We start from the raw sequence: 20,717 nt of genomic DNA, 5'->3' as shown, positions 1-20,717 counted from the left end.
ATGCATCGGACACGGTTGTGCTCGGGGACGTGTCGGTGACCCGGGTGCTCGAGTGGACCGGCCGGATCCGGACGGTCGCCGACATGGTTCCCGACAGCACGCCCGCCGGTCGCGCCGCGCTGGAGCCCACGTTCCGCGAGCCTGTCGACGACGGCTACCGGTGCGCGATCCAGACCTGGGTGCTGCGCAGCGAGGGTCGCACCATCCTCGTCGACACCGGGGCGGGCAACGACCGCGATCGCCCGCAGGTCCCGACGTTCGACCACCTGCAGACACCGTTCCTGGAGAACCTGGCCCGGGCCGGGGTGCGTCCCGAGGACGTTGACGTCGTGGTCAACACCCATGTGCACTACGACCACGTCGGCTGGAACACCCGCTACGGCGACGGGCAGTGGGTGCCGACGTTCCCGAACGCCACCTACCTCGTTCCGCGGATCGATCACGACTACTTCGACCCGGTGAACGAACACCGCAGGCCCGCGCCGGTCACCGACGCGGACCGGCTGCGTCGCCGGGGGAGCCACCTGGTGTTCGGCGACAGCGTGCGCCCGGTCGTGCAGGCGGGGCTGGCGACGCTGTGGGAGGACCGGTACGTGATCGACGCCAACCTGTCGCTGGAGCCCGCGCCCGGTCACACGCCCGGCTCGTCGGTGCTGCGGTTGCGGTCGAGGGGTGACCGGGCGCTGTTCGTCGGTGACATCCTGCACAGCCCCGTGCAGATCGCCGAGCCCGACGCCAACAGTTGCTTCTGCGAGGACGCCGCTGCCGCCCGCGCCAGCAGGAAGCGGATCCTCGCCGAGGCCGCCGAGCAGCGGACGCTGCTCGTGCCGGCCCACTTCCCGGGTCGCGGAGCAGCCGAGGTACAGGCCCGCGGTTCCGGATACGCGATCAGGCGCTGGGCGGGCTTCCGCCCCGTCGAGGACGAACCTGCACGGAGCTGTCAGGCCTCACGCGCCGAGGTCCGAAGGTCGTGAAAGCCAACCACGCTCGCGCCTCCAGGCCGGGAGGCCTCGGCGTCCTCCCGCGCCTGCTTGCGCTCATCGGCCAAGATTTCGCCGGGGCGCATCACATCGGCCATCGCGAACGCACCGACGGCATCCACCACGATCTCCCGCTCGGGCTCGCTGCAGGCCTGCTCGCACTCGGTGCCGCCGAACACGACCCGGCCGGCGACCCGCGCGCGCACGCCGTCGGGGACCACGATGTCGACGCTGCCGAAGAGCGCACCCACCTCCACCCGTTCCTGGTCGGGCCCGACGGCGACCTGCCGGTTGCCCAGCAGTGCCGTGCCGTCGTCGGCACCTGACCCCCTTGGTTGGTCATGTGCCGTCGGTGGTGGCCGTCGGGCCGTGGCCGAGGTCGCGGTCTTGGTGTCGGTAGTCGGTCGCCTTGTGGGAGATGACCTCGGCGTGGTGGACGAGGCCGTCGATCATGGGATCCTCATACCCGTGCCTCTGACCGGTCGGTGCCCAGTTGGGCGAAGCAGCGTCCGCGGCGGGTGAGTACATCGGTGACCAGCAGGCCTGCGCGCCGCGCGAGGTGCGTCACCGCGTCCGCGCCGACCACGGCCCAGGGGAACCACGGACCGGTGTCCCAGCGGTTTCCGCGCAACCGCGCCTCACCGCGCCACAGGGTGCCTTCCGGGGCCAGCTCGACCAGGATCGTGCCGTCGGGCCGCACGAGTGACGCCACGCGGCGCAGCAGCGCGGCCGGATCGCCGCCGATGCCGATGTTCCCGTCCGCGACCAGGACATGTCGCCAGGAACCTTCGCCGGGCAGCGGGTCGAAGACGTCACGGCGCACAGCCGGCGCTCGCCGCAATGCGCAATGCCGCATCGCCAGCGACGAGGAGTCCACGCCGAGCGCAGCAACACCACGCGCACGCAGCGCCGCGACCAGCCGGCCGGGTCCGCAACCCAGGTCGATCGTGGGGCCGTGGCAGCGGTCGAGCATCCACTGGTCGGTCTGGTCCGCGGTGGTCCGCCAGCGCTGGGTGGCCAACGACATGGTGCGACCGTCGGCGAGCTGCAACTGGTCGACCGTTCCGGTGAGGGCGGCGTCGAAGGCGCCAGGGGCTCCTGCCTGCCGATCCTGTCCACGGTCCGGCGGCGCTGTGGTTGCAGGCACTGCGGCCACCGGCCGTGTGCTCATCGAGCCCATGACAGCTCGGCGACGGCGGCAGCGAACCGGGTGCCGCCCGCCTGAGCTGCGACGCGGTAGGCGTCTGCGGCGGTGTCGACGTCGGAGAGCCCAGGCAGCTCGGCCACCCGCAGCCCGTGTGCCCGCAGAGCCCGCGCCGTGCGGGTGCCGGTGTCGGCCCGGGACGTGGGGACCGCGCGGATGCAGCAGGCAGTGCGGGGGTCGCGAAGCCCGAGTGCCCACCACCCGCCGTCGTCGGCCGGGCCGAGCACCGCGTCGGTGCCTGGTGCGGTCAGCGTCTGGTGGCAGCGGTGCAACAGCTCGGCCGTGATCTGTGGGGTGTCCATCCCGATCTGCAGTGCCGGGCTGCCGGGTGCGAAGGCGGCGGCGTCGGCGTGCGCGGCGGCGATCCGCTCGCCCAGCGACAAGCCGCGCTGGGCGATCACCGGGATGCCGCGTGCCGCGTCGAGGATCTCGTCGGCGCGCTCGGCACCGGCCAGGTCCCCGGACAACGCCAGCACCGGGCGCCCGTCCGGCACCCCCTGCACGGCGGCCAGGGTGTCCAGCAGCGCGGCGGCGGCGATGCGGGCTGCCAGCAAGGGGTCCGCAGGCGGGCACAGCCGGGTCTTCACCCGCCCGGCGTGCGGTGCTTTGGCCAGCACCAGCAGGAGCACCGGCCGGCTCACCGGTACATCACCACGGCCATGTCCCGCACCGCGCGCACGGTGCCGCGCACCGACCCGGACACCTTCGACCGGCCACCCGTCCGCGGCCGGTAGACGACGTCCACCTCGTGCACCCGCCGGCCCGCCGCGGCGGCGCGCAGGAGCAGCTCGAGTGGATACCCGAAGGCCCGGTCCCGGACGTCCAGGTCCAGTAACCGCTGCCGGCACGCAACCCGGATCGGGGCGATGTCGTGCACCGGCACGCCACGGCGGCGCAGCAACGCGGCGAGCAGCCCGTTGCCTGCGCGGGCGTGCCATGGCAGCACCCCACGGGCCGTCGGCACCCGACGCCCGACCGCGAGATCGGCCCGACCGGAGACCACCACGGCGATGAGCTCGGGCAGCGCCGCCGGGTCGAGCGATCCGTCCGCGTCGAGCACCGCGACCACATCTGTCTCGGCGTGCTCGAGCCCCGTGTGCACGGCGGCGCCGTACCCACGCCGCGGTTCACGGACCACCCGGGCGCCGAGCTCCCGCGCGACCTCCACGGTGCCGTCGGTCGAACCGTTGTCCACCACCAACGCCCGACACCCCGGTGGCAGCGCCCGGATCACCCCGGGCAGGGACTCCGCCTCGTCCAGACACGGGAGCACCACATCAACCGTGATCATGACAAGGTGTTCGTTCCCCAGGACCATCCGGTTCAGCCACCGGGCGCCCGAACGGGCGAACAGCGTGAACGTGCTGGACGGGCCGGCGGCGAGCCGAGCGCCTACCGTCTGCCGGGTGCCGATCACATCCCGGCCCGACCACCTGCAGGACGCCGCATCGCGCGGGCGTCGCGCCGCTGTCCTCGACGCGCTCGCGGTGCTCGCCGGGGCTGCCTCGGTCGCGGCTGCCGCGCTGGTCGGGCGAGCGTTGGCTGCCGACGGGGTGAACATCCTCCTCGGGTTCCCGCCGCTGCTGGCCCTCTGGCAGCCACACGTCGGACCGGGCACCGTCCCGGCCCTTGCCATCGCGGCCGCCGTTGTGCTGTACGGTCCTGCGCTCGCCGTCCGGATGCGGTGGCGCCCGCTCCTGATCACCGCGTGGCTCGCTGCGACCGGCTGGACGTTGTGCCTGGCCGTGGTTGACGGCTACCGCGAGGGCATCGTCGCGCGGCTGACCAGTACCGAGGAGTACCTGCACGACGTGCCCCGGGTGACCGACATCCCGGCCATGCTGCGCGGGTTCGCCGAGCACATCCTCACCGATCGGCCCGGCTTCTGGACCACCCACGTCGGTGCGCACCCACCCGGTGCGTTCCTGCCGTTCGTGTGGCTCGATCGTCTCGGGCTGGGCGGCGGCGGGCCGGCCGGGGTCGCGTGCATCCTCGTGGGCGCATCGGCGTGCGTGGCGGTCGCCGTCACGCTGCGCGCCCTCGGCGCCGAGGAGCAGGCGCGGGGCGTGCTGCCCTTCGGCGTGCTGTTCCCGGGAGCGGTGTGGGTCGGGGTGTCCGCGGACGGGATGTTCGCCGGCATCCTGGCCTGGGGCGTGGCGCTGCTCGCCGTCGGCGCCACGGCGCGCGGTGGGCGGGCCGATCTGGCCGCGGTGACGGGCGGGTTGCTGCTCGGCTACACCCTGTACCTGTCCTACGGACTCGTGCTGGGTGGGCTGCTGCCCCTCGCCGTGCTCGCCGTGACCCGTGCCCGTCGGGCGTTGCTGCTCGGCGGGCTCGGGGTCGCCGTCGTGGTGGCGGCGTTCACCCTGGCAGGCTTCTGGTGGTTCACCGGTTTCGAGCGGGTGCGGGTGATCTACGCCGCCAGCATCGCCGAGACGCGGCCCTACACCTATTTCGTGTGGGCCAACCTGGCCGCGCTCGTGTTCGCGCTGGGTCCGGCGGTGCTCGCCGGACTGCGGAGGATGGCCGCACACCCGCGCGCCCTACCGGCCGCGGTCACGGCGCTGACCGTCGCGGCGCTGGCCGCGGTGCTGGTCGCCGACCTGTCCGGCTTCAGCAAGGCCGAAGTGGAACGGATCTGGCTACCGTTCGCGGTGTGGCTGGTCCTGCCGTGCGTGCTGTTACCTCGTCCCAGGGTGTGGCTCACGGCTCAGGTGCTGCTGGCACTGCTGGTCAACCACCTGCTGATGACCGTGTGGTGAGCTGGACGGGAGTCACCCGCCCAGGCCGGCCGATGCCCGCAGCGGCGCCCGCGCGAACTCCGCGACCCCGTCGGCGAACCCGACCTGCGCAGTGAACCCGAGCAGCTCGATGGCCCGCGCCGGATCGGCCACGATGTGGCGCACATCGCCCGATCGGGCAGCGCCGACGATCTCCGGAGACGGTCCGTCCAACGCGGCGGCCAGAGCTCCCGCCAGCTCGCCGACGGTGTGCGGCTCCCCGGAACAGACGTTGACGGGTCGGCAGGTGCCAGCCGGCGGTTCGGCCTGCAGTGCCAGCAGGTTCGCCCTGGCCACATCGGTGACGTGGACGAAGTCCCGGCGCTGGCGGCCGTCCTCCAGCACCCGCGGCGCCGCACCGCGCTCCAACGCGGAGCGGAAGATCGACGCCACCCCGGCGTAGGGGGTGTCGCGCGGCATCCGCGGCCCGTACACGTTGTGGTACCGCAACGCCCACACGCCGCCGCCGGTCTGCCGGGCCCAGGCACCGGCCAGGTGCTCCTGGGCCAGCTTGGTGGCCGCGTAGGTGCTGCGCGGGTCCGGGGACGCGGACTCGGGCACGAGCTCTGGGGCCAGTTGCGCCGCGCACCGCGGGCACGGTGGGTCGAACCGCCCAGCCGCGATGTCTCTTGCAGTACGCGGACCCGGCGCGATCTGCCCGTGCTGCACGCAGCGGTACCGACCCTCGCCGTAGACGACCATGGAACTGGCCAGCACCAACCGATGCACCCCATGGGTGTGCATCGCGGCCAGCAGAACGGCCGTGCCGTAGTCGTTGATCGAGGCGTAGTCCGGGGCATCCGAGGGGTCCACTCCGTGGCCCACCATCGCCGCCTGGTGACACACCACATCCACACCGGGCAGTAACGAGTCGAGCACCGCGCGATCCCGCACATCGCCGATCACCAGCCCGTCGCCCGAGTGCACGCCCTTCCCGTGCGCCTGCGGGAGCAACGCGTCCAGGCACACCACCTCGTGCCCCGCCGCCACCACCATCTCCGCGACGTGCGACCCGATGAAGCCCCCACCACCAGTGACCAATACCCGCACCAACAGAACGTAGAGCCGCCACGCCCAACCGGCAGCACCAGAACGGCCCAGGGGCATGAACAGACGCCGCCGCTGGTGAGGATGAACGACCTGGCGGCACGAGTACCGGCGTCCGCCTCCTCGACGCCCCGCCTTCGGCTGCTCGGCCGTGCCGTCCCTGGCAGGTGGGTGAATCGGGCGCGTTCGGGTATCAGAATCGGGTCGGTATCTCTGCAGGATGCCGTCGGACCGGTGCCGCTTCCGGCTGCTGAGGGCTTGGTGGCGTCCGCCAGTACACCAGGGAGGATCATGCCGCTGCCCGGCGATCGGCAACGCCCCGGACTGCCGCGACTCCCAACGGCGGAGCCCCGCGACCACGAGCTGAGTGGAGCAGTGACTGACGGTCTGTTGCTGGCTGCCGGGCGTGGTGATCTGCGCGCCCTGGCGGCGTTCTACGACCAGACCGTGCCGGTGGTGTTCGGGCTGCTCTCTGGTGTGCTGGGCGAAGCCGCATGGGCCGAGCGGGCGACCGAGCGGGTCTACCTGCAGCTGTGGCGCACCGCACCGCAGTTCGACCCCACTGAAGGCTCGGCCTTCTCGCTGCTGCTGCGCACCGCCCGCCGCGAGTTGATCGGCCACGTGTGTGAGCTGGTGATCCGGAGCCCATCCCGGACGCCCGCGGGCAGCACCACCGAGCGTGACGCGGCGGCGAGTGCGTCGCCCGAAGATTTCGAACCCGGCACGGATGAACGCGGGTCGAGCCCATCGAGCTGGGCCGACGCCGCCCGGGTCGAGGGGGCGTGGCCGGTGGGTGAGCCGGGTGAGGTGACGCGGGCGCTGCTGGCCATCGCCCGCGATGTCGCTGACGACCGTGCGCTGGCCGAGCAGATCTGCCGTGCGTGCGTGGCGGGCCTGGACATCGACGGGGCCGCGATCTCACTGTCCACTGCGACGGCGTCCCGGGAGATGTTGTTCGCCAGTGACGCGACGGCTGACCTGCTGGACGAGCTGCAGTTCACCCTCGGTGAGGGGACCTGCATGGAAGCGGCCCTGACCGGACGTCCGGTGCTGGTGCCCGACATGAACGACACGGCCGACGCGCGCCGCTGGCCGGTGTTCGCCGCTGCCGCCGTAGAGCAGGCCGGTGCCGGGGCGATCTTCGCGCTGCCGTTGCAGTGGGGCACGGTCGAACTCGGTGTTCTCGATCTGTACCGCCGTGCCCCCGGGTCGCTGAGCGCAGCCCAGTTGCGTGAGGCGATGAGCGTCGGAGACACCGCGGCGTTGATGCTGCTGGAGCTGCGCACCGACCCCGGCGACGACCACGGTTGGGACACGTCCTGGGGTCGACGCGCGGAGGTCCAGCAGGCCGCCGGAATGGTCGTCGCGCAGCTCGGGCTGAACGCGAGCGACGCGTTCGCCCGGCTGCGTGCCCATGCATTCGCCGAGAACCAACTACTCGGCGACGTCGCCCACGATGTGGTGAACCGACAGCTGCGATTCACCGAAGACGTGTGACCGGTGGTCGGGTCGGATTGGAGGTCTGCGGTCGAGGCCTCGCGGTTCGCACCCGGGTGTCCTGTTCAGGTAGATGGAGTCCCCCTTCCTGGCAGATCGTGGTGACTGCGAGCGAGCGCACGCGGTGCTGAGGGTCCGCTGTGCTCATGTTCCAGTGACTACGGAAAACTGATGCGAACCGGATGCTGCGTCGCGGCGAAGACGGCTGTGTGAGGAGCCTCGTGGCGGTAGGTGCCGACGCCCCGGGCGGGCGCGACCGCCGGGAACCGCCCACGAGGAAGCCCGCTGCGGCCCTCCCGCCGCGCCCGCCCCGCGATCCCGCCGACGAGGAACTGGTCCGCGGGGTGGCCGCGGGCTCGCCGTCAGCTCTCGGCGGCCTACATGACCGGTGGGCTAAGCAGGCCTACTCGCTGGCTCGCCGGGTCTGCGCCGATGAGGGCCTGGCCGAGGATGTCGTGCAGGAGGCGTTCGTGGCGGTGTGGCGCGATCCTGGCCGATTCGACCCGGCGCGCGGCGGCTTCGGCACGTGGCTGCTGACGCTGGTGCACCACAAGGCGGTCGACGCTGTGCGCCGGGAGCGAGCGTCCCGCCGCCGTGGGGAGCGCGTCGGGCAGGACATGACCGCACCGTTGCCCGGACCGGGCGCGGACGAGGGGGCTCTCGATGCCGTCGCGGCCGGTCGGGTTCGCGGTGCGCTCGCGCAGTTGTCCGGCCCGCAACGGCAGGTGCTCGCGTTGGCCTACTACGGCGGCTACACCCAGCGCGAGGTCGCTGCGTCGACCGGTGTGGCGCTGGGGACGGTCAAGTCGCGGACGTTCGCCGGTCTCCGACGGCTGTACACACTGCTCGGCTCCTCGCTCGATGAACCGGCCGACGGCGTGTCGGATATGCAGAGGCCGTCGTGAACGGGGAGGGGCGGACGTGCGGGCGTATCGAGGATGCCGTGGCGTTCGCGCTGCACGCGCTGGAGCCCGGCGAGGAGGCGACGCTGCGCGACCACCTCGCCGGGTGCCCGTCGTGCCAGGCGACCGTCGCGGACACCGAGGGCGCCACCGCCGCGTTGGGCGCGTCGGTGGAGCAGGTCGATCCGCCGGCCACGTTGCGCGAGAACATCCTCACCCGGGCGGCGCAGACCCCTCAGGTCGACTCGGGCTCGACACCCGATCCGGCCGGCGCCACCGCTCCGGGCGTCGGGCACCGCGATCGCGCGGGGCAGGACCGCGCCGGAGCGCGCTCCACCCCGACCGGCCCGGCCGGATCGGCGACCGGGCCGGGCAGGACCGGGGGTTCCGGTCCTCGGCGGTCACCGGCCGGGTCCGAGCCCGACGCCAGGATCGGCAGGAGCGGTCCGGGGCGGCGCCGGCGCCGGATCGTGACCGCCGCGCTCGCGCTCGTCGCTGTGATCGCCGTGGCGGGTGCGGGTGGGCTCGCGGCGTACGCGGTGCGGCTGCAGCAGCAGCGCGATGCGGAGGTCGCGCAAACCCGGGCCTTGGTCGACGTCGTCATCCAGCTGGATCGCCCCGGGACCAGCCACGCCACGCTGAGCACCAGCGACGGCCGGCCGGTCGCCGCGGTCGTGACCACCACGTCCGAGCGGATGGTGATGACGGCGGGACTTTCCCCGAACGACGGCACCAGCAGCGTCTACGTGCTGTGGGGGGTCAGCACCGATGCCGCTCCGCTGCCGATCGGCACGTTCGACGTCGACCCCGACGGGCCAGGCCCGTCCGTGCGTGAGCTCGGCTCGCCAGATCCGGGGCCGCGGTCGTTCTTGGGGTACGCGATCTCGCTGGAGCCCGGCCGGGTCGCACCGCCCGCGCCCACCACGGTCGTTGCCAGCGGGCAGGTGTAGGCGCAGCCCGCCCCGGGATCAGCCGAATGGAGTAGCTCGCGGGGTGAACCCGGAGCGGTGCGGCGACGAACGCCTGCCATGAGTAGCACCGTGGCCGCCGCCCGATCCGAGCCGGCCCGTCCGCCGGGAGCCGGCATTCCGCGCATCCCGGCGGCGCTGATCGGAGTGCTGGCGGTGGGCGCGGCGCTCGGGTTCGGGCATCTGGTCGCGGGGGTGGTGTCGCCGGCGTCGTCACCGTTCCTGGCCGTCGGTGACACGGTGATCCGGTTCTCCCCGCAGTTCCTCACCGAGTTCGCGAAGTCGACGTTCGGGGTGGCGGACAAGCCGGTCCTGCTCGCCGGCATGGCGGTGGTGATCGCGGTCGTGGCTGCGGCGGCCGGACTCGCGTCATGCCGCCGCCTCGCCCCCGGTCTGGTCGTGGTTGCGCTGCTGGGGGTGCTCGGCATCGCGGCGGTCGTGTTCGCGCCGGTCTTCGGCCCTGGTGACCTCGTCGCACCCGTGGTGGCGTTGGTGGTGGGTCTGGTGGTGTTCGGCGTGCTGCACATGCGCGCGCTGCGCGCCTACGACCACAGCACCGACGATGCCGGCGCCGGCCTGTCGCGGCGCACCATGCTGATCGGCTCCTCGGCCGCGGTCGCGGTGGCATCGCTCGGCGCCGGCGCCGGTGGGGTGCTGCTCAGCGGGGTGGGCGACTCCCGGCGCAGGGTCACCGAGCAGCTGACCCGGGTGCGGCTGGCCGAACGGGCGCCGGCGATCCCGGCCGGCGCGGCGTTCCCCGAGCTGGGCACGCCCGCATTCATCACCGCGAACCCGGACTTCTACCGGATCGACGTGGCGCTGCGCGTGCCCGCCCAGAGCGCGCAGGACTGGTCCATGCCCATCCACGGCATGGTCGACAACCCGTTCACGCTGACCTTCGGCGACCTGCTCGCCCGGCCGCTGGTGGAGCGCACGATCACGATGACGTGCGTGTCCAACCCGATCGGCGGCGACCTCGTCTCCACCGCGAACTTCATCGGTGTCGAGCTGCGGGATCTGCTGCTGGAGGCCGGTGTCCGCCCCGGCGCCGATCAGATCTACTCCACCAGCATCGACGGCTGGTACACCGGCACTCCCACCGGCGTGCTGCTCGAACCCGGCCGCGGGGCGCTGTTGGCGATCGGGATGAACGGCGAAGCGCTGCCGCCCGAACACGGCTTCCCGGTGCGCATGGTCGTGCCCGGCCTCTACGGCTACGTCTCGGCCACCAAGTGGATCATCGACATGGAGGCCACCACCTTCGACGCCAAGCCCGGCTACTGGCTCGAGCGCAGCTGGGCGCAGAAGGCGCCGATCAAGACCCAGTCCCGCATCGACACCCCACGCGGGTTCGCCACCGTCGCGGCCGGGCGGGTGACCGTGGCGGGGATCGCCTGGTCCCAACCCACCGGCATCAGCCGGGTCGAGGTCCGGATGGACGGCAGCCCGTGGCGCGAGGCGGAACTGTCGACCGAGGTCAACCAGGACACCTGGCGGATGTGGCGGACCGAGTTCGACCTCGCCCCCGGCAGCCACACCGTGCAGACCCGCGCCACCGACCGCAACGGGACCACCCAGACCGAACAGCGCGCCGACCCGATCCCCGACGGTGCCTCCGGATGGCCCGCCACCATCTTCAGCACAGCCTGACTGAACACCCACCCCTGAACACCCAGCCGCCGACCCAATGGCTGCTCGCGTGGCGGAATTCTCTGCCGTCTTCAGGGCCGCGCGCATATGGACATCGAGGTAGCGAGAATCGCGGCGACGCTTGAGGCTGCCTCGGGTCGAGGCATTCCTTCGGTTAGACCTCGGAGGATTCGAGAAGGCTCGACGCTCCGGGCTTGCGTGACCGGAACGTTACCTGCGGTGGTGAACCGATCGGATCGTGGCTTCGAACGCTCTGCGAGCCCGGATCGTCCGGGGATGTTTCTGAAGGAGTTTCCGTGCGCACCTACAACCGCCTCGCCGCCATCGGCGCCCTGGCTGCACTGACCGTGACCTTGGCCGCCTGCGGCGGTGGAGATGAAGAGCAATCCGGAGGTGCCGCCTCGAGTGCGCCGGCCGCGCCGATGAGCCCGATGACCTCCGCGCCGGCCACTGCCGCCGCCGCAGGCGACGGCGTGACCACCAATGACGACGTGTTCGGCCCGGCCTGTTCCCAGCTGCCGCAGGGAGACGCACCGGGGTCGCTGAACAACATGGGCCCCCAGCCGGTGGCCAGCGCCGCGAGCACCAACCCGCTGCTCACCACGCTCGTCACGGCCGTCGGGAAGGTCGACGGGCTGGCCGACACCCTCAACTCGCAGGAAGCCATCACGGTCTTCGCCCCGTACAACGGTGCGTTCGACGAGGTCAAGTCGTCGATGGGAGACCAGGCGTTCAACGAGCTGCTCGCCAACCAGGAGCAGCTGGGCGCGGCGCTGTCCTACCACGTCGTGCCGAAGCGCTATGACGCCGAGGGCCTCGTCGAGGCCAAGACCGTGACCGAGCTGGCGGGCGGGGACGTCACCATCGGTGGCACTGCCGAGGCCCCCACGGTCACCGACGGGATGGGCAACACGGCCAACGTGCTGTGCGGCAACATCCCGACCGAGAACGCGACCGTATTCGTCATCGACAAGGTCCTCATGCCCGCCAGCTGACCGTCCAGGATCAGGGCCGGCTGGCCGACGATTCACAGAACTGCGCAGGGGCGGCCTATTCGAGCAAGGACCGCCTCTGCCTGGCGCCCGATCCCCACCCGGAAGGGACTGGTCGGCCCACCACGACCGGTGTGGGTGCATAGCGTTAGCCCACGGGCCGGGTCCCTGTGCTTTCCTGCAGATCGGGCGTGCGAGACCCGTATTTCGGAGCCCACTGTGGCGCCGTGATGCTGTGCTGTGCTCGGAACCTTGCGAGGCGCAGGCTGTTGGTCACGACGAGGACCGAGCTGGCTGCCATGGTCGCCCCGGCGAGCATGGGGTGCAGCATCCCGGCCGCGGCAAGGGGGAGCGCGAGCGCGTTGTAGCCGAAGGCCCACACCAGGTTGCTCTTGATCACGGCGAGGGTGCGGCGGGAGAGGCGGACGGCGTCGGCGGCAGCACCGAGGTCGGCGCGTACGAGGGTGATGTCGGCGGCGGACATCGCGATGTCGGTGCCCGTGCCCATGGCGATACCGAGGTCGGCCCTGGCCAGCGCGGCTGCGTCGTTCACGCCGTCGCCGACCATCGCGACCACGCGGCCCTCGGCCTGCAGCCGTTCGATCACCTCGACCTTCTCGGTGGGCTGCGCTTCGGCTATGACCTCGGTGATGCCGACCGCGTCGGCGACCGTGTGCGCGGCGCCCGCCGCGTCGCCGGTCAGGAGCATCGGTTCGAGGCCGAGGCGGCGCAGGTCCGCGACGGCCGCGGCGCTCGTGGGACGGACGGTGTCGGCGACGACGACCACCGCGCGGGCGTGCCCGTCCCACGCGACCACGGCCGTGGTGCGGCCGCCGGCCGTGGCATCGGCGAGCGCGTCGCGCAGCGTTTCCGGGACGGTCGTGCCGCGCTCCTCCAGCAGGCGGAGCCGGCCGAGCAGGACGTCGCGGCCGTCGACCGTGCCCCGCAGCCCGAGGCCGTCGAGGGAGACGACCTCGCTCGCCCCGCCGTCCGCGCCGGCGTGGCGTGCCACGGCCTGTGCCACCGGATGCGCCGAAGCCCCGGCGAGGACCCCGGCCACGGCGAGCACCTCGTCGAGCCGCTCGCCCTCGCCGGGCACGACCTCCACCACGCTCATCCGTCCGGTCGTCACCGTGCCGGTCTTGTCGAGCACGATCGTGTCGACGCGGCGGGTCGATTCGAGCGCCGCCGGGCCGGTGACGAGCACGCCGAGCTGGGCGGCGCGGCCGGTGCCGACGAGCAGCGCGGTCGGTGTCGCGAGCCCGAGCGCGCAGGGGCAGGCGACGATCAGGACGGCGACCGCGGCCGAGACGGAGTAGTCCGGGCCCGCACCGAGTCCCGTCCAGAGACCCCAGGTGCCGGCGGCGAGCAGGAGCACGATGGGCACGAACTCGCCGCAGACCCGGTCGGCGAGGCGCTGGGCGGCGGCCTTGCCGGTCTGCGCGCGCTCGACCATCGCGGCGGTGCGAGCGAGCTGGGTGTCCGCGCCGACCCGGGTGGCGCGCACGACGAGCCGGCCGTCGAGCGCGACGCACCCGCCGACGACGTCGTCCCCGGGACCGAGGTCGGCCGGGACCGGCTCGCCGGTGATCGCGGCGGTGTCGACCGCGCAGGAGCCCTCGACCACGTTCCCGTCGGTGGCGATCTTCTCGCCCGGCCGCACCACGAAGGTGTCGTCGACGGCGAGACGCTCGATGGGTACGCGGTGTTCCCGACCGTCCCGCAGGACCGACGCATCGGTGGCCGCGAGCGCGAGCAGGCCCCGCAGGGCGGCCCCGGAGCGGTGGCGGGCCCGTGCTTCCAGGTAACGGCCGGCGAGCACGAACGTCGTGACGGCCGCGGCGACCTCCAGGTAGACCTGGCCGCCGCCGTAGACCCGGCCGATGATCAGATCGAAGGAATGGGTGTGGCCGGCCTGGCCCGCGGTGCCGAACAGCATCGCGTAGACCGACCAGCCGAACGCGGCGAGCGTGCCGACCGACACGAGCGTGTCCATGGTTGCGGACGCGTGGCGCAGGTTGGCCAGTGCCGCGCGGTGCAGCGGGAGCGCGCCCCACAGCGCGACCGGCGCGGTCAGCGCGAGGGCGGTCCACTGCCAGTACGTGAACTGCGCGGCCGGGACCATGGACAGCACGAGCACCGGCGCGGAGAGCGCGGCACAGACGGCCAGCCGCTGCTGGAGCCCGGCGAGGCGCCGCTCGTGCGCGGCGTCGGCCGGGTCGTCCCGTGCGAGCGGCTCGGGAGGCCGCGCCGTGTAGCCGGCATCCTCGACCACGGCGACGAGCTCGGCGGGGCCGAGCGTGTCCGGGTGCGTCACGGTCGCCCGGCCGGTGGCGAAGTTGACGCTCGCCTCGACCCCGTCGAGCTTGCGTAGCTTGCGCTCGACGCGCGCGGCGCACGCCCCGCAGGTCATACCGTCGACCAGCAGCTCGGTCTCCGCCCGCGGGGCGGTCACGGCCGGGTCGTGGGCGGTCACGGTCATGGGATCACCTCGGTCCCCGCGAACCCGGTTGGCGCGGACACCGGAGCCGGCATGCGAGCCGACGAGAGCGCGGCGTCGACGTGTCCGGCGACCCGGGTGACCGTCGAGGAGGAGCGGGCCGCTGCGGAGCGCGCGGTGACCGGCGTGGTGTCCACGGCAGGCGAACCTAGGGACGTGAGCCGGGATGGTGTTGCGATGCTGAGGAGCAGCGCCGACGGACGCTGCGGTGGGGGCGACGAGCGGGCCGGTGTTGCTCCGTCCGGTCGCACCTGCTGCGCAGGCTGCGTTCCGACGCTCTCAGGTCAGCGAGGTCTGGTGCGGCGCTTCGCCCTCTGACGTGGCGACCGGACCGGTTGCCGTGCAGATCGGACCGCGGGACCCGGAACTCGCGAGCCCCGAGGCGTGTCCGCGCATCAGCTGCCGCCGGACGGAGCAATGCCGCCCCGCTGGGCGCGCGAGCGGCGGCGCTCGCCGTCGCCGGCTCCGGTGTCACGACCCGCTCGTGTCGGCGGCGCCCTAGGTTGGCCTGCCGTGGAGACCACGCCGGAAACCGCAGGCCCCGTTGCGCGCCGCTCTTCCCCGGTGGCGGCCCGGGTCGTCGGTTTCGTCGCCGCCCTCGCGCTCACCGCAGCCGCGGGCTGGGAGGTCGGCAACATGATCTCCGCCGAGCCGGCCGCGGCCACGGGCCCCGCGGCCGCGCAGGAGCACCAGCCCCACGACCAGCATGAGGGCGGAGAGCACGAGCAGCAGCGGGGCCAGTCGGCACCCGGGCACCACCACGGAGCTGGCGGGCTGCAGATGTGGGCGACCCAGACCGCGTCGCTCGGGATCGTCACGCTCGACGGCTCCGGACGGATCCTGTACCGCTCCGATGCCGACGGCAACGACCCGCCCGTGTCGCACTGCACGGGTGAGTGCGCGCAGCGGTGGGTGCCGGTCACCGTGCCCGAGGGGCAGGAACCCGAGTTGCTCGGGATCAAGCACGAGCGGGTCGGCACCTTGCGCCGCGAGGACGGCGCCCTGCAGGTCACCCTGGCCGGCTGGCCCCTCTACACGGTGGCGGGCGACCAGGGCGCCCACGACGGCACCGGCGCCAACGGCGCGGACGGCGTGTGGTTCGCGGTCACCCCGACCGGGGAGAAGGCCGCTCCCTGAGCGTGTTGCGGCCGGCCGCGAGCCGCGGAACGGGCGCTTTCTCGACCCCGCTGCGCAGTACGCCCGGCAGCCCAAGCCGGGAAGATCGTGCAGTCGCGCCGGAATGTTCTCGGGACTGGGGGAACCGGGTGGACACCTTCGACGACCTCTGCCACGGAGAGTAGGAGGCGTCCCGTGTTCGAGTCCCCCGCCCTGTCGTTGATCTTCACGATCGTGTTCCTCGCCACGGGTCTGTACTCGGTGGTCCGCTACGCCCTGCTGACCTCGGGCGCCGAGCGGGACGGCGATCGGACCGTCGAGCTGTCCCACCTGGTGATGAGCATCGCGATGATCGCGATGGCGTGGGCCTGGACCGGTGGGCCCGGGACGGCGAGCGGCATCCTGCAGCTCGTCGTTTTCAGCCTCTTCGCCGTGTTCTTCCTCGCGCAGGCGGTGTCGGGTGGCCACGACGCGCTGGTGAGCGTCGACCACGTCCTGATGAACGGCGCGATGGTGTGGATGGTCGCCGCGATGCCCGCGTTGATGGGCATGTCCGCGACGGCGGGCGGCGGGGGCGGCCACGCGGGCCACGCGGGCCACGGCTCCGGCGGCGGGGACATGGCGGGCATGGCCGGCATGGAGCCGATGGCCACGCCGACCTGGGTCACCCTCGTGACCTGGGCGTTCGTCGTGCTCCTCGCCGCGTCGGCGGTGTTCTGGGCCTTCCGGGCCGCGCGGGCCGACACCGGGCGGGCCGTCGTGCCGGCGGAGGGTGGCGGCGGGGTCGCCACCCTCGTCCGCCCCGGCCTCGCCCGGGTCACGAACCGCCGCGTGGACGGGTGCTGCCACCTCCTGATGAGCCTCGGCATGGGCGGCATGTTCCTCGCGATGTTCTGACCCCCTGCCACCCCGAACCGATCGCCCCCCGACGACCGGAGTCACCGTGTCCGACATCCTCGACCCGAGCCCGCCCGAGACCTCCGCGGCACCGGCCGCGACGGAAGCCGCGCCATCTGCCGGTACGAGCGGCGGGTGGGCCGGTCTGCGCCCACTCCTCACCCGCCTGCACTTCTACGTCGGCATGTTCGTCGGGCCGTTCATCCTGGTCGCCGCGTGCACGGGCCTGCTCTACACGATCACGCCCCAGCTCGACCAGCTCCTCTACCGCGACGCGCTGCACACGTCGGTCGGGACGAGCAGGCTCGACCTGCAACGGCAGGTCGCAGCCGCCGCGGCCGCGGTCCCGGACGGGACCGTGACCGAGATCCGGCCGCCCATCGCCGAGGACGGCACCACCCGGGTCACGTTCGATGCTCCGGGAGTGGCGCAGGACTATGCGCGGACCGCCTTCGTCGACCCCTACACCGGCGAGGTCCGGGCGGTCCTCGACACGTTCGGCGAGTGGCTGCCCACCCGGGCGTGGATCGACACCCTGCACCGCAACCTGCACCTCGGCGAGGTCGGTCGGCTCTACTCCGAGCTCGCCGCGAGCTGGCTGTGGGTGCTGGCGCTGTCCGGGCTCACGCTCTGGATCGCGCGGCGCCGGACCCGCAACAGGGCCCGCCGCCTGCTGCTCCCGCAGGGCTCCGCCCGTGGCCGGGCCCGGATCCGGTCCTGGCACGGCGCTGTGGGGCTGTGGGCGGCGGTCGGCATGCTGATCCTGTCCGCGACCGGCCTCACCTGGTCCAGCTTCGCCGGGGCGAACGTCGGCGAGCTCCGTTCCGCGTTGAGCTGGACGACGCCGTCGGTGAGCACCGAGCTCCCGGCGGCCGCCGGCGGCGGGGCGGCCGTTGCGAGCGACCCGGCGACGGTGGGGGCGACGGCCGACCTTGTGCTGGCCGGCGCCCGCGCCGCCGGGATGACCGACCCCGTGGCCATCACCCCGGCGGAGGAGGCCGGCGCGGCGTGGCAGGTCGCGCAGGTCAAGCGGTCGTGGCCGCTGAAGCAGGACGCGATGGCCGTGGACCCGACCACCGGCTCCGTGCTGGACGCGGTGCGCTGGCAGGACTGGCCGCTCATGGCCCAGGCCGCCGAGGTGGGCATCTCGATGCACATGGGCATCCTGTTCGGGATCGGCAACCAGCTCCTGCTCATCGCACTCGCGCTCGGGATCATCTGCGTGGTCGTCTGGGGGTTCCGGATGTGGTGGCTGCGCCGTCCCACCCGGGCCGGCTCGATCACCCCGGCGGGCACCGATCGGCCGTCCACCGGGCCGGTGATCGTCGTGGGCCTGGTCGCCGTGGCCGTCGGCATCTTCATGCCGGTCCTCGGGCTGTCACTGCTGGCGTTCCTGATGGCCGACGCGATCCGCCAGCACCTCCTCGCCCGGCGGTCCACGTGAGACGGGCCCGGCGGGGTGTGCCGGCCGGCCGCGCGCCCGGGTACTCGCGCTCCGCTCGTGCGTCCGCTCGGCCGCTTCGCCGACGCCCACGACCACCTCGACGTCGCCCTCGAACGCTCGCACGACCACCCCGCCGGTCAGGCGTGGACGTTCTACCACCGGGACCTCGCATACGCCCTGCAAGGTCGGTCGGCCGAGGCGCTCGACGCCGCCCTCCGCGCCCACGACCGCTTCGACCAGCTGGGCGACGAACTCGGCCGAGCCATCGCGCTCACCGACCTCGGCTTGCACCACGGCCGCTTGGGCGACCACGACCGAGCCCTCGACCTCTGTGAGCGGGCCCTGGCCTGTGACTTCGGCCAAGCCGGGAGCCGCTGCTCACCGGCCTGCCGATCAACGGTGACTTCGGGCCAGCCGATCGGTGAGCGTCCTCGCGTCGATGTCCCGCGGGGAGATCCAGTGGGGTACCGATCATGGAGAGGTCCCGCCGTCGAGGAAGGAGCTGTCGTCGAGGGCGAGGGTCAGGCCGAGGAGCGCGCCGAGGTAGCTGTACTGGCGCAGGCCCGTGACGAGCCGGTTGCGGTGTAGGTGAACGCTGTTCCAGCGGCGGGCGCCTTCGGGACGCAGTGCGGCGAGCACGGGGACTCCTCTCAGTGGTGGTCGTCCGCGTCGGCGCGGCCGAGGGCGGGGGCCGGGGTGAGCCGGCGGACGAGGGCCGCCGGCAGCGGCATGCAGTCCCGCCCGGCGCCGTCGGGGAAGCGGGTCGCGATCTGCTCCTGCGCGATCGTGCCGGCGGTGGCGTCGGCCGGGCCGAGCGGGAGGTCGTGCCGTGCGGCCAGCGCCACGACCTCTGCGAGGGTGAGGCGCGCGACGTCGCGTTCGAGCCGGTCCCTGATCTCGGCGGCGTGTCGTCTGCGGTCGCGGTACCGGGCGAGGCGGGGTTCGGCCGCCCAGCCGAGGGCGGTGCAGAGGCGCACCCACATCGTGTCTTCGAGCAGTGCGATCACCACGTGGTCGCCGTCGGCGGTGCGGAGGGTGCCGTACGTGGGTTCCGGGCCGGGTTCCAGGGCCGACGGCTTCGCCCGCGCCCACGCGACCGCGGCGTCGAGCAGGCTCATGTCCAGGTGGCAGCCCTCGCCGGCGTGCCAGGCCGCCGTGATCGCGAGCGCGGCGGAGCTGCCGGTGGCCAGGTCGACCCACGGCACCCCGATGCGGGTGACGTCGCCGGCACCGGTGAGCACGCCCGCCATGGCCTGCAGCGAGATGTCGTGGGTCGGGTGGCCGGCGAGCGGGCCGGTCTGCCCCGCGCCGCTGATCGAGCAGTACACCAGCTGCGGGCGGATCGCGTGCAGCGTCGCGACGTCGCAGCCGAGCCGCGCGGTCACCCCGGGCCGGAAGCCCTCGACGAACACGTCGTGCTCCCGGACCAGGTCGTGGAGGCGGCGGCGTCCCTCGTCGGTCTTGAGATCCAGGACGACGCTCGTCTTGCCGGCGTTGACGTGCTCGAACATCTGCGGGTCGAGATGGCGGGCCGCGTCGCCCCCGGGCGGTTCGACCTTGGTGACCTCGGCCCCGAGCCCGGCGAGGAGGAACGTCGCGTAGGGGCCGGGCAGCTGCTGGCTCAGGTCGAGCACCCGCATGCCGTGCAGCGGGCTGCTTGCGCTCATGGCACCAGCACCGCCCGCCCGGTGATCTCCCGGCGTTCGACGGCCTCGTGGGCCCGCGCCGCGTCCTCGAGCGGCCAGGCCCGGGCCGGGACCGGGGTGACGGCGCCGGAGGCGACGAGCTCGACGACGTCGGCGAGGTCGGTGGCGTCCGCGTGGGCGGAACCGTGGACGGTGAGCTCCTTGACGATCGCGAGACCCGGGTCCAGCGGCAGCGTGGCCGGCACGGTGTTCCCGATCAGCACCAGCCGGCCGCGCGGCGCGAGCGCGCGGAGGGCGATCGGGAAGGTCGGGCCGCCGGTGAGCTCGAGTGCCACGTCCGCGCCGCGCCTGCCGCCGAGGTCGCGCACGCAGTCCCGGACCGCGCGGGCGTCGGGGGAGACCAGGACGGCGTCCGCGCCCAGTTCGAGCAGCGTCTTCTCCTTCGTCGCGCTCCCGGTCAGCGCCACGACCGTGGCGCCGAGGTGCCGGGCGAGCTCGACGGCGTGGACGCCGACCCCGCCGCCGGCCCCGGTGACGAGCACGACGTCCCCGGGCCTGGTGGCGGCGCGGCGCAGGGCCCGCAGCCCGGTGCCCACCGCGCAGGACAGGATCGCCGCCGCCGCGTCCGGGATGGAGTCCGGGAGGGGCACCACGTTGCGCGGTGTGGCCAGGACGTACTCGGCATACCCGCCGGGGACGTCCTCGCCGTAGAAGCCGGCACCCTCGCGGCACAGCGTCGGGAGGCCGGCCGCGCAGTCCGGGCAGCGCCCGCAGGGGATGCGCTGGACGAGCGCGACCCTGCGCCCGAGCAGGCCGTCCGCCACGTCCTGGCCGACGTCGACGACGTCGCCGGCGATCTCGTGCCCGAGCACCGTCCCGGGGTGCGCCGCGAGCTGGCCGCGGCGGGCGAGCAGGTCGTGCCCGCACACCCCGCACGCCCGCACCGCGATCAGCAGGTCGCCGGGACCGGTCCGGGGGACGGGGCGGGACTCGGGGACCAGGACGTCGGGCGCTCCCGTTCCGGCGAGCGCGACGCAGCGCATCCTGTCGGAGATGGCCATCGTGTCCTTTCCGTGGGGACCGGCACCGCTAGC

General features: G+C 73.3%; 19 protein-coding genes and 1 pseudogene. 11 read left to right on the top strand and 9 right to left on the bottom strand.

Translation table 11 applies throughout. The features are described from left to right. Window positions 1-35 precede the first annotated feature (35 nt). A complete protein-coding gene (locus tag ACU436_RS35620; RefSeq protein ID WP_459031481.1) occupies window positions 36-974 on the top strand; it encodes an MBL fold metallo-hydrolase in 939 nt (312 codons plus the stop codon). Here the strand turns inward: ACU436_RS35620 and ACU436_RS35615 are convergent. From ACU436_RS35615 to ACU436_RS35600, 4 genes are all read right to left on the bottom strand, one after another. Next, entirely contained in the window at window positions 941-1,231 is a 291-nt protein-coding gene (locus tag ACU436_RS35615; protein ID WP_459031480.1) for a hypothetical protein, read from the bottom strand. The genes ACU436_RS35620 and ACU436_RS35615 overlap by 34 nt on opposite strands. A gap of 209 nt (window positions 1,232-1,440) precedes the next feature. Then, window positions 1,441-2,007, bottom strand: coding sequence for a class I SAM-dependent methyltransferase (locus ACU436_RS35610; RefSeq protein WP_459031479.1), 567 nt, complete (start codon window positions 2,005-2,007; stop codon window positions 1,441-1,443). A gap of 140 nt (window positions 2,008-2,147) precedes the next feature. Continuing rightward, window positions 2,148-2,825 (bottom strand): TIGR04282 family arsenosugar biosynthesis glycosyltransferase, encoded by a 678-nt coding sequence (locus ACU436_RS35605; RefSeq protein WP_459031478.1) that lies wholly within the window; start codon window positions 2,823-2,825, stop codon window positions 2,148-2,150. After that, window positions 2,822-3,475: a glycosyltransferase family 2 protein gene (locus ACU436_RS35600; protein WP_459031477.1), complete on the bottom strand. Its 654-nt coding sequence runs from the start codon at window positions 3,473-3,475 to the stop codon at window positions 2,822-2,824. The genes ACU436_RS35605 and ACU436_RS35600 overlap by 4 nt, the downstream gene beginning before the upstream one ends. A gap of 115 nt (window positions 3,476-3,590) precedes the next feature. Here ACU436_RS35600 and ACU436_RS35595 point away from each other — a divergent pair, with 115 nt between their 5' ends. Further along, window positions 3,591-4,946 carry a hypothetical protein gene (locus ACU436_RS35595; protein WP_459031476.1) on the top strand — a complete coding sequence of 452 codons (1,356 nt, stop codon included), beginning with the start codon at window positions 3,591-3,593 and terminating at the stop codon, window positions 4,944-4,946. Window positions 4,947-4,958: 12 nt separating this feature from the next. Here the strand turns inward: ACU436_RS35595 and ACU436_RS35590 are convergent, their stop codons facing one another. Beyond that, window positions 4,959-6,014: an NAD-dependent epimerase/dehydratase family protein gene (locus ACU436_RS35590; RefSeq protein WP_459031475.1), complete on the bottom strand. Its 1,056-nt coding sequence runs from the start codon at window positions 6,012-6,014 to the stop codon at window positions 4,959-4,961. A 372-nt stretch (window positions 6,015-6,386) separates the two neighbouring features. Between ACU436_RS35590 and ACU436_RS35585 the strand changes: the two genes are divergently transcribed. From ACU436_RS35585 to ACU436_RS35565, 5 genes are all read left to right on the top strand, one after another. Further along, a complete protein-coding gene (locus ACU436_RS35585) occupies window positions 6,387-7,508 on the top strand; it encodes a GAF domain-containing protein (RefSeq protein WP_459031474.1) in 1,122 nt (373 codons plus the stop codon). A gap of 182 nt (window positions 7,509-7,690) precedes the next feature. Further along, window positions 7,691-8,413, top strand: a complete 723-nt coding sequence (locus ACU436_RS35580) for a sigma-70 family RNA polymerase sigma factor (protein WP_459031473.1) — start codon at window positions 7,691-7,693, stop codon at window positions 8,411-8,413. 38 nt (window positions 8,414-8,451) lie between these two features. After that, the gene (locus tag ACU436_RS35575; protein WP_459031472.1) at window positions 8,452-9,360 is read left to right on the top strand and encodes an anti-sigma factor domain-containing protein; all 909 of its coding nucleotides are present in this window, start codon (window positions 8,452-8,454) and stop codon (window positions 9,358-9,360) included. A 78-nt stretch (window positions 9,361-9,438) separates the two neighbouring features. Beyond that, window positions 9,439-11,028 carry a molybdopterin-dependent oxidoreductase gene (locus ACU436_RS35570; protein WP_459031471.1) on the top strand — a complete coding sequence of 530 codons (1,590 nt, stop codon included), beginning with the start codon at window positions 9,439-9,441 and terminating at the stop codon, window positions 11,026-11,028. Between the two features lie 296 nt (window positions 11,029-11,324). Next, the gene (locus ACU436_RS35565) at window positions 11,325-12,023 is read left to right on the top strand and encodes a fasciclin domain-containing protein (RefSeq protein WP_459031470.1); all 699 of its coding nucleotides are present in this window, start codon (window positions 11,325-11,327) and stop codon (window positions 12,021-12,023) included. Between the two features lie 145 nt (window positions 12,024-12,168). Here ACU436_RS35565 and ACU436_RS35560 read toward each other — a convergent pair whose 3' ends face one another. After that, complete coding sequence (locus ACU436_RS35560) at window positions 12,169-14,502, bottom strand: heavy metal translocating P-type ATPase (protein ID WP_459031469.1); 2,334 nt, start codon at window positions 14,500-14,502, stop codon at window positions 12,169-12,171. A gap of 582 nt (window positions 14,503-15,084) precedes the next feature. Here ACU436_RS35560 and ACU436_RS35555 point away from each other — a divergent pair. The 4 genes and pseudogenes from ACU436_RS35555 to ACU436_RS35540 all read left to right on the top strand — a co-directional run. Continuing rightward, entirely contained in the window at window positions 15,085-15,657 is a 573-nt protein-coding gene (locus ACU436_RS35555) for a COG4315 family predicted lipoprotein (protein WP_459031468.1), read from the top strand. 174 nt (window positions 15,658-15,831) lie between these two features. Next, window positions 15,832-16,533, top strand: coding sequence for a DUF5134 domain-containing protein (locus tag ACU436_RS35550; RefSeq protein WP_459031467.1), 702 nt, complete (start codon window positions 15,832-15,834; stop codon window positions 16,531-16,533). A 46-nt stretch (window positions 16,534-16,579) separates the two neighbouring features. Continuing rightward, window positions 16,580-17,977, top strand: coding sequence for a PepSY-associated TM helix domain-containing protein (locus ACU436_RS35545; RefSeq protein ID WP_459031466.1), 1,398 nt, complete (start codon window positions 16,580-16,582; stop codon window positions 17,975-17,977). A 15-nt stretch (window positions 17,978-17,992) separates the two neighbouring features. Beyond that, window positions 17,993-18,265 (top strand): annotated as a pseudogene (locus ACU436_RS35540) (hypothetical protein); the annotation flags it as partial. Between the two features lie 183 nt (window positions 18,266-18,448). Here the strand turns inward: ACU436_RS35540 and ACU436_RS35535 are convergent. Genes ACU436_RS35535 through ACU436_RS35525 form a run of 3 tightly spaced genes read right to left on the bottom strand, consistent with a single transcriptional unit; the run spans window position 18,449 to window position 20,684 of the window. Further along, window positions 18,449-18,616 (bottom strand): hypothetical protein, encoded by a 168-nt coding sequence (locus ACU436_RS35535; RefSeq protein WP_459031554.1) that lies wholly within the window; start codon window positions 18,614-18,616, stop codon window positions 18,449-18,451. Window positions 18,617-18,627: 11 nt separating this feature from the next. Continuing rightward, window positions 18,628-19,644: a CaiB/BaiF CoA transferase family protein gene (locus tag ACU436_RS35530; RefSeq protein WP_459031465.1), complete on the bottom strand. Its 1,017-nt coding sequence runs from the start codon at window positions 19,642-19,644 to the stop codon at window positions 18,628-18,630. After that, window positions 19,641-20,684 carry an alcohol dehydrogenase catalytic domain-containing protein gene (locus ACU436_RS35525; RefSeq protein WP_459031464.1) on the bottom strand — a complete coding sequence of 348 codons (1,044 nt, stop codon included), beginning with the start codon at window positions 20,682-20,684 and terminating at the stop codon, window positions 19,641-19,643. The genes ACU436_RS35530 and ACU436_RS35525 overlap by 4 nt, the downstream gene beginning before the upstream one ends. Between the last annotated feature and the right edge of the window lie 33 nt (window positions 20,685-20,717).

The organism is Pseudonocardia wallangbongensis, assembly GCF_054486945.1.
This window is presented reverse-complemented; position numbering and strand designations above follow the sequence as displayed.

Bases quoted from the DNA above. Each gene is read 5' to 3' on its own strand.
- ACU436_RS35610 (WP_459031479.1), bottom strand. From the start codon at position 2,007: ATGTCGTTGGCCACCCAGCGCTGGCGGACCACCGCGGACCAGACCGAC.
- ACU436_RS35600 (WP_459031477.1), bottom strand. From the start codon at position 3,475: ATGATCACGGTTGATGTGGTGCTCCCGTGTCTGGACGAGGCGGAGTCC.
- ACU436_RS35580 (WP_459031473.1), top strand. From the start codon at position 7,691: ATGCTGCGTCGCGGCGAAGACGGCTGTGTGAGGAGCCTCGTGGCGGTA.
- ACU436_RS35570 (WP_459031471.1), top strand. From the start codon at position 9,439: ATGAGTAGCACCGTGGCCGCCGCCCGATCCGAGCCGGCCCGTCCGCCG.
- ACU436_RS35560 (WP_459031469.1), bottom strand. From the start codon at position 14,502: ATGACCGTGACCGCCCACGACCCGGCCGTGACCGCCCCGCGGGCGGAG.
- ACU436_RS35530 (WP_459031465.1), bottom strand. From the start codon at position 19,644: ATGAGCGCAAGCAGCCCGCTGCACGGCATGCGGGTGCTCGACCTGAGC.
- ACU436_RS35525 (WP_459031464.1), bottom strand. From the start codon at position 20,684: ATGGCCATCTCCGACAGGATGCGCTGCGTCGCGCTCGCCGGAACGGGA.